The organism is Listeria booriae, from assembly GCF_000766865.1.
In the GTDB taxonomy this organism is placed as follows: domain Bacteria; phylum Bacillota; class Bacilli; order Lactobacillales; family Listeriaceae; genus Listeria_A; species Listeria_A booriae.
Map to the genome: position 1 here is coordinate 110,454 of NZ_JNFA01000029.1, position 12,544 is coordinate 122,997.

A 12,544-nucleotide genomic window follows, 5' to 3' on the forward strand; every position below is an offset into this window, starting at 1 on the left:
CCTTTTAATAGTCGCCCTTACTAAGTTGCATCTTGTCGATTTTCTTCGCTTTTAAAAACCAGTATTGGTGGTAATCGCCTTTTAAAGCCGTGAAGGGAACTGCTGTTTTGCCTGATTTCTTGATTTGTTGTTCTAAAAATTCTTTGAGAATCCACGGGTCTTCGATGGATTGCTGTTCTAAATGTAAAATACGGTTGATTTTTTCTGAACTCGTTTGTAGTTCTGTGGCAATTTGGTCGACGCTCCATTCTGATATGGCTAGGTTTTGTTGGAATTCACGAATTGTATCGGTTACTTGTTGTTGTGTTAATGACATGGGATTGCCTCCTTGATATAGTTGTTTTTAATACAGTTGTAATTAAAACTATTTTTGATAAACTGAATTATACGCTTTTGCCAAATAGTTGTCAATTGAATTGTTTTAGATTAAACTGTTTAGGAGATGTGAAGGAGGGAAGGCCTGTGATTTTGGGTGAAAATGAGCTGTCTGAAAAAATTTATACGTTGAGTTTATTGCAACAAGACTATATTTCCAAGCGATTGAAGGGGATTCACTTAAATGTCCTGCAAGCGAAAAGTTTGAACTATGTTTCAGTAAATTCGGGGACAATTCAGAAAGACTTGGCGAATTATTTAGGAAAGCAAAATGCGACAGTGACGAATATTTTAAAAGAGTTAGAAAAGAAGCAATTGATTTACCGCGAAATTCCGAAAGATAATGAACGACAGAAGAAGATTTTCCTAACATCTGGTGGTGAGCAATTAGTAGGCGAGGTGCAGCAGGCTTTTGCGGATTTGAATCGGGAAATGGAACAGATTATTTCGGCAAAAGAGAAGGCGCAGATTGTTGCTGGACTGGAAAAATTGATTGCGGATTTCAAGTGAAACAGATGTATTACCAACGATTTGAATGTAAATAAAGTGCCAAAATAAATGGAATGCCTTATAATGAAAGTAGTTTATAAAGAGAAGGGAAGTCATAATATGAAAGTTTCATTTCACGGACAATCTTGTATAAAAGTAGTAACAGAGAAGGGTATTACGATTCTTGTGGACCCATTTATTTCGGGAAATGCGAAATGTGATTTAGTTGTTGCGGAGGAAAATCCGGATTATATTATTGTGACACACGGCCACGATGATCATGTTGGTGACACGGTAGCGATTGCGCAACAGTCTGGTGCGACGGTGATTGCGAATGTGGAGTTGGCGACTTTTTTAAGTATGCAAGGTGTGGAGAATTTAGCGCCGCTACATATTGGCGGGAAACGTCCGTTTGACTTTGGAACAGTGAAGTTAACGCAAGCGTTTCATGGTTCTTCAACAGTGCAGGACGGCAAAATTATTAATCTGGGGCTGCCGACGGGATTTGTTTTATCAGTGGATGGCAAGCATTTATACCATTCGGGAGACACGGGCTTGTTTTCAGATATGAAGTTAATCGGTCAGTTAAATCCGCTGGACATTGCGTTTTTACCAATTGGTGATAATTTCACGATGGGACCGGAAGATGCTGCGATTGCGGCGGAATTTTTACAGGCGAAGGTAGTTGTGCCAATGCATTACAATACATTTCCGTTAATCGCGCAGGACCCGCATGCGTTTGTGGCGAGCTTGAACCCAGAATTACGTGGAAAAGTGTTAGAAATTGGCGAATCAATGACAATTTAGAGGGATAGGTGAGTGGCTTGGCGACGAAGCATGAACAGATTTTGAAATATATTGAAGAGCTTGCGGTAGGCGAAAAAATTTCCGTTCGTAAAATTGCGAAAAACTTGCAGGTCAGCGAAGGAACGGCGTATCGGGCCATCAAGGACGCGGAGATTGTTGGTTTTGTGAGCACGATTAAGCGCGTTGGGACGATTCGAATTGAGCGGAAACAAAAAGACAGTATTGAGAAATTGACCTACGCTGAAATCGTGAATATGATTGATGGTCAGGTGTTAGGCGGCCGCGCTGGGCTTCATAAATCGCTAAATAAGTTCGTGATCGGAGCGATGACGCTTGAAGCGATGGAGCGCTACACCGATGCGGGGAACTTGGTAATTGTCGGGAACCGGGTTGGCGCGCAGGAATTGGCGCTAGAACGCGGCGCGGCGGTATTGATTACGGGTGGTTTTGATACGGATGACTCGGTGAAGCAGTTGGCGGATGAGAAGGAGTTGCCGATTTTATCGACGACTTATGATACGTTTACGGTGGCGACGATGATTAACCGGGCGATTTTTGACCAGTTAATTAAGAAGGAAGTCGTTTTTGTCGAGGATATTTTGACGCCGATTGAGAAGACGGCTTATTTAGTGAACTCGGATCGGGTGGAAGACTGGTATAAGAAGGAGACCTCGACGGGGCACAGCCGTTTTCCAGTAGTGAACAAGTCGATGCGTTTGCTTGGGATGATTACGAGCAAAGACGTGATTGATAAAAATTTATCGCTTTCGCTGGAACGGGTGATGACGAAAAATCCGCTAACCGTGGGGCCAAAAATGAGCGTTGCATCTGTGTCGCATATGATGATTTGGGAAGGTATCGAGGTTATTCCAGTTGTAAAGGATGACTTGACGCTCATCGGGATTGTGAGCCGGCAAGATATTTTGAAATCGCTACAAATGATTCAGCGACAGCCTCAAATCGGGGAGACGATTGATGATACGATTACAAATCAATTGCTGGAAAAGACGAATGATGACGCGGAACTCGATTTCCAGTTTACGGTAACACCACAAATGACAAACAATATCGGGACGCTGTCTTACGGCGTATTTACGCAAATTGTATGTGATGTGGTGCAACAAAAACTGTTTTCTATGAAAAAACGGAATGTCGCGATTGAAAATATTTCCATTTATTTCTTGAAACCGGTGCAAATGGACGCGACCATTGTGATTAAACCGCGGATTCTCGAAATGGGACGTAAAGCTGGTAAAATTGATGTGGAACTTTATTTAGAAGGTATTTTAGTCGGTAAAGCGATTGTAGCTTGCCAAATGATGGAACGTTAAAGATTGGTGGAGACATGATGAAACGAGCAATTTTAGATGTAATTAAGGAATATGAAACGATTGTTATACATCGGCACGTGCGGCCAGATCCGGATGCGTATGGTTCGCAAATGGGGCTTGCGGCAATTTTGAAAGGTAATTTTCCGGAGAAAAAAGTGTATTGTGTCGGGGAAGATGAGCCATCACTTCGTTTTTTAGGGGAGGTTGATGTGATTGCGGATTCGGTTTATGATGGGGCGCTTGTGATTGTTTGTGATACGGCGAACACGGAACGAATCGATGATGGGCGGTATGCGATGGGTGCGAAGTTGGTGAAAGTGGACCATCATCCGAATGAAGATGTGTACGGTGATTTGGCGTGGGTGGATACGGGTGCTTCGTCTTGTAGTGAGATGATTGCAGCATTTGTAGAAGCGTTTCCGAAAGAATTGATGCTAAATGAAACAGCAGCGCGATTGCTTTACGCAGGCATTGTTGGTGATACAGGGCGTTTCTTATTCCCGAATACGACGCCGAAAACATTGCGCTATGCAGCCGATTTAGTCACATTTCCATTTGACCGCACCGAAATTTTCACAAAAATGTATGAAACACCGCTGAATGCAGTAAAATTATCAGGTTATATTCTGCAAAACTTTCAAATGACGGAAAACGGCGCGGCGCATATTTATATTAATCAGGCCTTGTTGGAAGAATTTGAAGTGACTGCGCGTGATGCGTCACAATTGGTGAACCGAATAGATAGCGTTATCGGCATTAAAGCTTGGATATTGTTTGTCCAAGAAGGTGACATCATTCGTGCACGACTACGTTCTAAAGGTCCTGTTATCAATGGGTTAGCGAAAGAATATCGCGGCGGCGGACATCCTTTAGCATCTGGTGCGACACTTATTTCAGAGTCAGAAATTCCAGAAATGGTCGCGAAATTAGAACAATTATGTAACTAATAAAAAGAGCAGTAAACCGTTCTCGAAACAGCGGTTACTGCTCTTTTTTTAGGCCTTCAACCCGATATGAATGAAGATAGAACCATCTGGTAAATATTCCTCGTAATCAAATACATAACTACGATCAAACGGCAACTTCCAAATTTCCTGCCACGTAGCAAAAACATCATTTTCTACAGGGAAAACATGATATTGCTGTTGTGGGATAGCGATTGTATCTGCTCCGAGAAAAGCCTGATAATCCGTTGCAACGCGCACTGTATAATCTCCAGAAAAATCGCTTTCATAATCCATATAAATCCCATAAAACGCCTGATTTTCTTGTTGATATTGCTTCGCTTCCTCCCACAGCGCCCCGATTTTATCAGCGACTTGTGAATCATTAAAATTGTTCGTACGCACCTCGTTAACAATAAATAGTTGCTTCTCCATTTTAAAACCTCCATTTCTTAGTCTAGCTTACAATATTTCATTGACTACATCATGTCATATTTCATGCTATCATAAAAGAAAAAAAGGTGGTGCACTATGAAAATTGACCGTTTATTAGAAATTTTAATCCTATTGATGAATCGAAAACATATTCAAGCAAAAGAACTGGCAAGTCGTTTTGAGGTCTCCACGCGAACCATTTATCGGGACATTGAGACGCTATCACTTGCCGGGATACCAGTCCAAATGACTCGCGGCAGATCAGGTGGAATCAGCCTTATGTCACATTTTACCCTTGCCAAGATTCCCGTTACACCAAAAGAGAAACATGTGATTCAACTCGCACTGCAAAATCTAAAAACCACACATTTCCCAGAAATCAACCCCTTAATGCAGAAATTCACAGCACTTTGGGAAGCCGAAGAGCATGACTGGATTGTAATTGATCCCGCCGAATATGGCGCTCCGCCAGAACGAAATGAACTTTTTGACCTGATGAAATATTGTATTTTAGAGCAGCGGAAATTAGCTTTTACGTACCACAATAGCAACCGGGAAACGACAACACGGGAAATAGCCCCGATAAAGTTATGGTACCGAGGAAACGCTTGGTATGTCTTTGGTTATTGCTTCTTACGCCAAGCTTATCGGTTATTTCATGTTCACCGTATTTCTGATCCACATGTCACCACGCATTTTGAACCAATGAATGCAGAAAATATTTTTACGACATTTCGCGAGCAAGCAACTACTCCTGCACCAAAAATCGATGTCACTCTCGAATTTAGTAATGCGGTTTATTACCGCTTACTTCCCATTTTTCCAGTAGACATATTGGAGCAAAAATCCGGACACATTCAAGTCAAAACGAAGATACCAAAAACCGATTGGCTGTATTCTTTCCTGCTATCGTTTGGTCCCGACGTAAAAATCGTTGCGCCAGATGAACTTCGAGTAGAAATCCAAACTAATTTAGAAAAAGCCATTCAGAATTATCAATCATGAATGCGTTTAAAACATTGAATTAGTGCTCTTTTTCACAAGAATAATGCCAAACATAGCACAAATGTAAAAAGTATAAATAAACACTAAATCATTCGTAAAAAGCCAAATAAAACACATAAAAAATGAACATAAAACCAAAAATATAGCGATTTTGTGACTTTTCGACTTATCGCTAGACGACACGTTGCCGGAGTGCTAGAATTAGTCCCATTAATCGACAAATACTTTAGTCGGTTAAATTATTTTGAATGTAGAGAGGAAGTCTGGATCATGAATTTAACAGCCAAGGAACAAGAGAAATTACTCATTGTCGTTGCGGCGGATTTAGCTCGTAGAAGGCGAGATCGTGGGCTGAAGCTGAACTATCCAGAATCGATTGCGCTAATCACGTATGAAGTTCTAGAAGGAGCGCGTGACGGGAGAACCGTTGCAGAGTTGATGCAATACGGGGCAACAATTTTGACGGTAGATGATGTAATGGATGGTATCGCGGAGATGATTAGTGATATTCAGGTGGAAGCAACATTCCCAGATGGCACGAAGCTTGTCACAGTACACCAACCAATCCGCTAAGCGAAGGAGGAAAACAGCAAATGAAACCAGGAGAAATTATTTTATATGGTGAAGATATCGCATGTAACGTAGGACGCGATACGGTAGAAGTAGAAGTGACAAATACGGGAGATCGCCCAGTTCAGATTGGGTCGCATTATCATTTTTTTGAAATTAATAGTGAACTTGCTTTTGATCGTGATAAAGCATTCGGTTATCGCTTAAATATTCCAGCAGGAACGGCGGTGCGCTTTGAACCACAAGATAAGAAAACGGTGGAACTTGTTGCACTTGCAGGAGAACGTAAAGTATTCGGCTTAAACAATAAAACAAATGGATCACTAGACTAAGGAGCGATTAGGATGAGTTTAAACATACCTCGTAAACAATATACAGATTTATATGGACCAACTGTCGGTGATGTCGTGCGGTTGGCGGATACAGATTTACTTATCGAAATTGAAAAAGATTACACAAATTACGGCGATGAAGTCGTATTCGGTGGTGGGAAAGTCATTCGTGAAGGCATGGGCATGCATCCAACAGCAACACGCGATGAAGGAATTCCTGATTTAGTAATTACAAACGCTACGGTTATCGATTACACAGGTATTTTCAAAGCTGATATTTCCGTAAAAGATGGCAAAATTGCAGCGATTGGCAAAGCCGGAAACCCATTAGTAATGGACAATGTAACGATTCCAATTGGTGCTTCCACAGAAATCATCGCTGGTGAGAATAAAATTTTGACAGCTGGCGGTATTGATACACATATTCACTTTATTTCACCACAACAAATTGAAACAGCAGTGAACAGCGGTGTTACAACATTAATCGGTGGTGGAACAGGCCCAGCAGAAGGAACAAACGCAACAACCGTAACACCTGGTGCTTGGAATATTGAACGGATGTTACAAGCTGTAGACGGCTTACCAGTAAATGTAGGCCTACTTGGAAAAGGACATGCAGCGGCAAATGCTCCAATCGCAGAACAAATTGAAGCAGGAGCCATGGGTCTGAAAATACATGAAGACTGGGGTGCCACTTTTGCGTCTATCGATCATTCGTTGCAAGTAGCGGACGAGTACGATGTGCAAGTTGCTATCCATACAGATACACTAAATGAAACGGGATTTGTTGAACGCACAACCGAGGCGTTTAAAGATCGCGTTATTCATACGTACCATACAGAGGGTGCTGGGGGTGGACATGCGCCGGATATTATTCGTTTAGCAGGTCTTCCAAACGTTTTACCATCATCGACAAACCCAACATTGCCATTCACGGTAAACACGATTGATGAGCATTTGGACATGTTAATGGTTTGTCATCACTTGAACCCTGACATTCCGGAAGATTTAGCATTTGCTGATTCACGGATTCGCGAAGAAACGATTGCAGCAGAAGATGTTTTGCAAGATATGGGCGTTTTCAGTATGACAAGCTCAGATTCACAAGCAATGGGTCGGATTGGTGAGGTCATCATTCGTACGTGGCAAACGGCGGACAAAATGAAAGCACAACGCGGCGCACTTGCTGGCGATACAGAAAAAAGCGATAACACACGTGTGAAACGCTACATTTCTAAATATACAATTAATCCTGCGATTACGCATGGTATTGCGGATTATGTCGGTTCTATTGAAGTTGGCAAAATTGCAGACTTAGTACTTTGGGAACCAAAATTCTTCGGCGTAAAACCGGATAAGATTTTGAAAAACGGAATGATTTCGAATAGTGTCATGGGTGATCCGAATGGCTCGATTCCAACGCCACAACCAGCGCTTTATCGTCCAATGTTCGCATCCATCGGAACAGCACTTGCGAAAAGTTCTTTCACATTCGTTTCTCAAGCCGCACAAGACAATAACGTTCGCGAAAAATACGGCTTGCAAAAAGAAACATTGCCAGTCAAAGGTGTGCGTCATTTGACGAAAAAAGATATGAAGTGGAACGATGCAACACCTGAAATCGACGTCAATCCACAAACGTATGAAGTAAAAATTGACGGCGAATTAATTACGTGTGAAGCTGCGGACAAACTTCCGATGGCGCAACGCTACTTTTTATTCTGAGGTGACGATATGATTATAGAGAAAGTGATTGGCAATATAGACGATTTTACCGAACAACAACTAGGTACGTATCATATCGAGCGCATTTACATTGAAAATGAATCTTTAGCAAAACGGATGCATTTGGTGGAAACAGACCACGGGCGTGAAGTCCGCGTTCGCTTGGCACAAGGTGAGCATTTGCACGTTGGTGATATTTTAGTACAAGAAGACGGCAACCTTGTCGTCGTAGATGTGCTAAGTGAAGATGTGCTGACGATTATGCCGCGCTCGATTCATGAGATGGGCGAAATCGCACATGCCCTTGGAAATCGCCATTTACCAGCGCAATTTGTAGATGAGACGATGATTGTGCAATTTGATTATTTAGTGGAAAACTTGTTAAAAGAAGCAGGCATTCCGTTCAAACGTGAAAATCGTTATTTGAAAGAGGCATTCCGCCATATTGGTCACAGCCATGACGAATAAGATGCTAACTTTTTTTCAACTCTGTGATTCTAATTTTCCGACGGGGGCTTTTAGTCATTCGTTCGGGTTTGAAACGTATATGAATGAGGAAGTAATTCAAGATGCTTCCTCATTCGGAGCGTGGTTGAAAGTATTTTTACAAGAGCAGCTTGTGTATTCAGAAGGTTTGGCGGCGCGATTCGTGTATGATTCGTTGGAAAATGGTGATGAGACAGAACTGATTCACCGTTCGCAAGCATTGACGGCGCAGATTTTACCGCGTGAGATTCGTGTAGCTAATCAGAAAATGGGCGAACGATTCCTTGTCTTAGGCAGAGAATTATTCGATATTCATGCGCTAGACACATACCATCAAGCTGTGAAAAACAAAGAAACCGATGCGCATTCCGTCGTTGTTTTAACGATTATTGCGCATCATTTGACGCTCACAAAGCAAGAAGCGATTGAAGCTTTTTTGTATTCGACGATCTCGACGATGGTGCAAAATGCCGTTCGTGGTGTCCCAATTGGTCAGACAGCAGGGCAAAAATTATTGCTTGCTTTTCAGGCGGAAATTCATCAGGCATTTTTACGAATTGAGCAGTTGTCTGAGGCTGATTTTGGTTCCACGCCTCCAGGACTTGAAATTGCGCAAATGCGTCACGAGTTGTTGTTTGCACGGAACTTTATGTCGTAGTATTTTTGGATGAAAGAAGGAAATAGGATTATGGGAAATTCAATAAAAATTGGCGTTGGCGGCCCGGTTGGTGCTGGAAAAACGTTTCTTGTGGATCAGTTAACACGGATTTTGAAAGATGAAATCAGCATGGCGGTCGTAACGAATGATATTTATACGAAGGAAGACGCGAAATATTTAGTCGAAAATGGTGTATTGGACAAAAACCGGATTATCGGTGTGGAAACGGGTGGTTGCCCGCATACTGCGATTCGTGAAGATATTTCCATGAACGTTTCGGCGATTAATGAACTAGAAGAGCTTCATCCTGATGTGGAATTGATTTTTGTCGAAAGTGGTGGCGATAATTTGGCGGCTACGTTTAGTCCAGAATTAGTGGACTTGTCGATTTACATTATTGACGTGGCGCAAGGGGAAAAAATTCCGCGTAAAGGCGGTCAAGGCATGATTAAATCGGATTTATTTATTATTAATAAAATTGATTTGGCGCCCTATGTACATGCGGATTTAGACGTTATGGCGAGCGATACGAAGCAATTCCGTGGCGATAAAAAACCAACGATATTTACGAACTTACAAGATGGCACAGGCTTGAATGATGTTGTGGCGTGGATTCGAAAATATGCGTTTCTGGATGCGAAATAGATGGAGAAGTTAACGGGAACATTGGCGCTTGCGATTGCGGAAAGAGATGGGAAATCGGTGCCTGCGAATACGTATTTCCAAGGGGCACTCAAAGTGATGCGACCGCAGTATTTGGATGATTCGGGGCAAGTGGTTTACTTTATTTTGAATCCGGGTGGCGGTTATGTTGGCGGGGATGTCTACAAAATCAATGTGACGCTTGCGGATAATGCGGAGTTGCTTTTGACGACGCAATCAGCGACGAAAGTATATGAGACGCCGAACAATGAGGTGCGTCAGGAAACAGAGATTACGCTTGGGAAGAACAGTTTGCTGGAATTTATTTCGGACCCTGTCATTGCGTATGAGAAAGCGCGTTATGTGCAGCAACAGGTTGTGCATATGGATAAGACGGCGAGCCTGTTTTATAGTGAGATGATTACGCCGGGATGGGCGCGTGAGCAGGACGGATTTCGTTATGAGCAGTTGCTACTGAAAAATCAAGTGTATATCGACGGGAAACTTGCTGTGATTGACGCGTTTCGATTGACGCCGGCAGACGGTGTTTTGCACGATATTGGCATGTTGGAAAGCTTCTCGCATGTAGGTTCGTTACTTGTTGTGACGCCAAGCATTGATGAGACATTTGTGCATGATTTTCAAGAGGTGTTAAAGCAGGAATTTGCGGATTTACGATTCGGGATTTCGCTGCTTAATGTACACGGTTTTTCGGCACGTATTTTGGCGAATTCGACGCAGGAATTGGAGCAATTTATCGATTTTTGCCATCGCTATGTTCGCCAGCATTGTTTTGAAAAAAGCCCACTGCTACTGAGAAAATATTGAGGAGTGAAGATGTGTGGGGGAAAATAATATAACGGTTGCTTTGAAAAGTGTCTTAAAAGGCGTGTCGCAAGTGCTGTTGATTGATAACGCGTGGAGCGGGTTGCTGATTCTGATCGGACTTTCCTTAGCATCTTGGGACGTTGGTCTGACGGCATTTGTGGCGAGCTGTTTAGGAACGGCAACGGCTTATTATATCGGTGCAAATCGTGACAAAATCAAGCATGGTCTGTATGGCTTTAGTTCCGTTTTGACGGGCATTGCTTGTTTGTTATTTTTGGATGGGGATTCGAAGTATGTTGCGGCGTTGATTGGGGCGGTTATTGCAGTCTTTTTCACGATAGCCTTCAATCGATTAGCTGGACATTTCGGCTTGCCGTCACTTACTTTTCCATTTATTGCGGTGACCTGGTGCATTATTTTAGCGAGTTATGCGATGACGCACGTTCATTTGAGCGATGCTGTTGCAGTGACTCCTATTGAAAAATTAACAAGTGGCCAGCAGGATATTGACTTTTTCGGGGCGCTAATTAAAGATTTTGGCGAGGTATTTTTACAAGATAGTTATATTTGTTCGCTCTTTATTTTGGCGGCGATTGTCATTTCTGGGTGGCGCAACACAGTGATGGCAGGCGCGGGGGTAGTGATTAGTATTGCGGTCGTGTATATTTGCGGGCTGAACTTGCATAGTTTGGAGATGGGATTGTATTCGTATAATACGATTTTGACGATGATTGCACTTGGCTCAGCGTTTTACACGAAAGTTCGTGGTGGTTATGTTTATGTCGTGATCGGCGGGATTTTGACGGTATTGTTAACGCCTGTCGTGAAGATTGCGCTAGAACCGCTTGGCTTACCCGCCTTAACGATGCCTTTTGTCGCAGTGACATGGCTTTTCTTAGTCATTGCCGAAAGCATGAAAAAAGGAGAATATTAACATGAAAAAGGAACTGCTTTTCGAGATGAAAAGTGGTTCCTTTTTTAGCTTGTTTGTTTAAGGACATCGGATGGTGGAAAGCCGTAATATTTTTTGAAAAGTTTGCTGAAATAAAAGGCATCGTTGTATCCGACGAGTTTTGCGGCTTCTTTTACAGTGACGTCTTGGGAAGTTAGCAAGTCATGCGCGCGTGATAGACGGATTTTGATGAGGTAATTGATTGGTGATTCGCCTGTTTCTTCTTTGAAAACTTTGGAAATATAAGTTGGGCTGATGTACATCGTTTGCGATAGGCTGGATAGCGTGACGTCTTCGGTGTGATGTTTTTCCATGTAATGAATGATTTCGTTGACGAGTGTTTGTTTTTCTTGGGCTTCGGTGGAGAGCTTGAAGCCGTTGTTTTCGAGTTGTTCTGGGTCGGCGTCGCGCAGGATGTAGATGATAAGGTGCATGAGCAATGCTTTTAACATAAGATCGTAGCCGGGTTTTTCATGGTATTTCTCGGCGAGTAGTTGGGTGCAGGTTTCCATGAATTTGGTTTTGTTTTCGTGAAGGCGGATGACAGATGTTTTGAATGGGAATGTGTCGCGCGGATAGCCTTCTAGCGAGAAATGACGGAAGCCGATGTGTATTTGCGTGTTCTCGGTACCATCTTCGGAAAATTCGAAATGGTCGATGCCTGGGTTGAATAGTAGGACATCGCCGGCTTTTAGGTGGTAGATTTGGCTGTCGATGTTGTAGTTGACGCTTCCAGAATAGATGATGCTCATTTCGAGGAAGTCGTGGTGGTGTTTTGTGCCGGTGCTCGGTTCGTTTGTGTAGCAGTCGGCGATGTATAGGATTTGGGGGTTGAAGGTTGTTGTGTTGATTTTTAGCATGGTGGTGCCTCCTTTTTTTGTAAGCGTGTGCATTTTTGAGTTTTTTTGAAGTTAGATTGGTGGGTGTGGTGGGCCTTTTTTTGATTTTCCTTTGTTTGATTGGGT

Annotated in this window: 16 protein-coding genes; 13 read left to right on the forward strand and 3 right to left on the reverse strand. The window is 42.6% G+C overall.

What is annotated here, in order from left to right; genetic code table 11:
- Positions 1–4: 4 nt before the first annotated feature.
- Positions 5–316 (reverse strand): DUF2316 family protein, encoded by a 312-nt coding sequence (locus EP57_RS14320; protein ID WP_036087772.1) that lies wholly within the window; start codon positions 314–316, stop codon positions 5–7.
- Between the two features lie 146 nt (positions 317–462).
- Between EP57_RS14320 and EP57_RS14325 the strand changes: the two genes are divergently transcribed.
- From EP57_RS14325 to EP57_RS14340, 4 genes are all read left to right on the forward strand, one after another.
- On the forward strand, positions 463–885 hold the full coding sequence (locus EP57_RS14325) for a MarR family winged helix-turn-helix transcriptional regulator (RefSeq protein ID WP_036087774.1): 423 nt from the start codon (positions 463–465) through the stop codon (positions 883–885).
- A gap of 99 nt (positions 886–984) precedes the next feature.
- Positions 985–1,671: a metal-dependent hydrolase gene (locus EP57_RS14330; RefSeq protein ID WP_036087776.1), complete on the forward strand. Its 687-nt coding sequence runs from the start codon at positions 985–987 to the stop codon at positions 1,669–1,671.
- A gap of 17 nt (positions 1,672–1,688) precedes the next feature.
- Positions 1,689–3,002 (forward strand): CBS-HotDog domain-containing transcription factor YtoI, encoded by a 1,314-nt coding sequence (gene ytoI, locus EP57_RS14335; RefSeq protein WP_036087917.1) that lies wholly within the window; start codon positions 1,689–1,691, stop codon positions 3,000–3,002.
- Positions 3,003–3,019: 17 nt separating this feature from the next.
- Complete coding sequence (locus tag EP57_RS14340; RefSeq protein ID WP_036087919.1) at positions 3,020–3,949, forward strand: DHH family phosphoesterase; 930 nt, start codon at positions 3,020–3,022, stop codon at positions 3,947–3,949.
- A 48-nt stretch (positions 3,950–3,997) separates the two neighbouring features.
- Here the strand turns inward: EP57_RS14340 and EP57_RS14345 are convergent, their stop codons facing one another.
- A complete protein-coding gene (locus EP57_RS14345) occupies positions 3,998–4,381 on the reverse strand; it encodes a GyrI-like domain-containing protein (protein WP_036087777.1) in 384 nt (127 codons plus the stop codon).
- A 96-nt stretch (positions 4,382–4,477) separates the two neighbouring features.
- Here EP57_RS14345 and EP57_RS14350 point away from each other — a divergent pair, with 96 nt between their 5' ends.
- The 9 genes from EP57_RS14350 to EP57_RS14390 all read left to right on the forward strand — a co-directional run bounded on the left by EP57_RS14350 (position 4,478) and on the right by EP57_RS14390 (position 11,561).
- The gene (locus tag EP57_RS14350) at positions 4,478–5,386 is read left to right on the forward strand and encodes a helix-turn-helix transcriptional regulator (protein WP_036087778.1); all 909 of its coding nucleotides are present in this window, start codon (positions 4,478–4,480) and stop codon (positions 5,384–5,386) included.
- A 270-nt stretch (positions 5,387–5,656) separates the two neighbouring features.
- Positions 5,657–5,959: an urease subunit gamma gene (locus EP57_RS14355; RefSeq protein ID WP_036087779.1), complete on the forward strand. Its 303-nt coding sequence runs from the start codon at positions 5,657–5,659 to the stop codon at positions 5,957–5,959.
- Positions 5,960–5,979: 20 nt separating this feature from the next.
- Positions 5,980–6,288: an urease subunit beta gene (locus EP57_RS14360; RefSeq protein WP_036087780.1), complete on the forward strand. Its 309-nt coding sequence runs from the start codon at positions 5,980–5,982 to the stop codon at positions 6,286–6,288.
- A gap of 12 nt (positions 6,289–6,300) precedes the next feature.
- A complete protein-coding gene (gene ureC / locus EP57_RS14365) occupies positions 6,301–8,013 on the forward strand; it encodes an urease subunit alpha (protein WP_036087782.1) in 1,713 nt (570 codons plus the stop codon).
- Between the two features lie 9 nt (positions 8,014–8,022).
- On the forward strand, positions 8,023–8,481 hold the full coding sequence (locus EP57_RS14370; protein ID WP_036087784.1) for an urease accessory protein UreE: 459 nt from the start codon (positions 8,023–8,025) through the stop codon (positions 8,479–8,481).
- A 1-nt stretch (position 8,482) separates the two neighbouring features.
- Positions 8,483–9,157, forward strand: a complete 675-nt coding sequence (locus EP57_RS14375; RefSeq protein ID WP_159106438.1) for an urease accessory protein UreF — start codon at positions 8,483–8,485, stop codon at positions 9,155–9,157.
- A 30-nt stretch (positions 9,158–9,187) separates the two neighbouring features.
- Positions 9,188–9,802, forward strand: a complete 615-nt coding sequence (ureG, locus tag EP57_RS14380; RefSeq protein ID WP_036087788.1) for an urease accessory protein UreG — start codon at positions 9,188–9,190, stop codon at positions 9,800–9,802.
- A complete protein-coding gene (locus EP57_RS14385; protein ID WP_036087789.1) occupies positions 9,803–10,627 on the forward strand; it encodes an urease accessory protein UreD in 825 nt (274 codons plus the stop codon).
- A gap of 13 nt (positions 10,628–10,640) precedes the next feature.
- Complete coding sequence (locus tag EP57_RS14390; protein WP_036087790.1) at positions 10,641–11,561, forward strand: urea transporter; 921 nt, start codon at positions 10,641–10,643, stop codon at positions 11,559–11,561.
- A gap of 44 nt (positions 11,562–11,605) precedes the next feature.
- Here EP57_RS14390 and EP57_RS14395 read toward each other — a convergent pair whose 3' ends face one another.
- Positions 11,606–12,439 carry a helix-turn-helix domain-containing protein gene (locus EP57_RS14395; protein WP_036087791.1) on the reverse strand — a complete coding sequence of 278 codons (834 nt, stop codon included), beginning with the start codon at positions 12,437–12,439 and terminating at the stop codon, positions 11,606–11,608.
- Between the last annotated feature and the right edge of the window lie 105 nt (positions 12,440–12,544).

Bases quoted from the DNA above. Each gene is read 5' to 3' on its own strand.
- EP57_RS14320 (WP_036087772.1), bottom strand. From the start codon at position 316: ATGTCATTAACACAACAACAAGTAACCGATACAATTCGTGAATTCCAA.
- EP57_RS14330 (WP_036087776.1), top strand. From the start codon at position 985: ATGAAAGTTTCATTTCACGGACAATCTTGTATAAAAGTAGTAACAGAG.
- EP57_RS14340 (WP_036087919.1), top strand. From the start codon at position 3,020: ATGAAACGAGCAATTTTAGATGTAATTAAGGAATATGAAACGATTGTT.
- EP57_RS14345 (WP_036087777.1), bottom strand. From the start codon at position 4,381: ATGGAGAAGCAACTATTTATTGTTAACGAGGTGCGTACGAACAATTTT.
- EP57_RS14350 (WP_036087778.1), top strand. From the start codon at position 4,478: ATGAAAATTGACCGTTTATTAGAAATTTTAATCCTATTGATGAATCGA.
- EP57_RS14355 (WP_036087779.1), top strand. From the start codon at position 5,657: ATGAATTTAACAGCCAAGGAACAAGAGAAATTACTCATTGTCGTTGCG.
- EP57_RS14360 (WP_036087780.1), top strand. From the start codon at position 5,980: ATGAAACCAGGAGAAATTATTTTATATGGTGAAGATATCGCATGTAAC.
- ureC (WP_036087782.1), top strand. From the start codon at position 6,301: ATGAGTTTAAACATACCTCGTAAACAATATACAGATTTATATGGACCA.
- EP57_RS14370 (WP_036087784.1), top strand. From the start codon at position 8,023: ATGATTATAGAGAAAGTGATTGGCAATATAGACGATTTTACCGAACAA.
- EP57_RS14375 (WP_159106438.1), top strand. From the start codon at position 8,483: ATGCTAACTTTTTTTCAACTCTGTGATTCTAATTTTCCGACGGGGGCT.
- ureG (WP_036087788.1), top strand. From the start codon at position 9,188: ATGGGAAATTCAATAAAAATTGGCGTTGGCGGCCCGGTTGGTGCTGGA.
- EP57_RS14385 (WP_036087789.1), top strand. From the start codon at position 9,803: ATGGAGAAGTTAACGGGAACATTGGCGCTTGCGATTGCGGAAAGAGAT.
- EP57_RS14395 (WP_036087791.1), bottom strand. From the start codon at position 12,439: ATGCTAAAAATCAACACAACAACCTTCAACCCCCAAATCCTATACATC.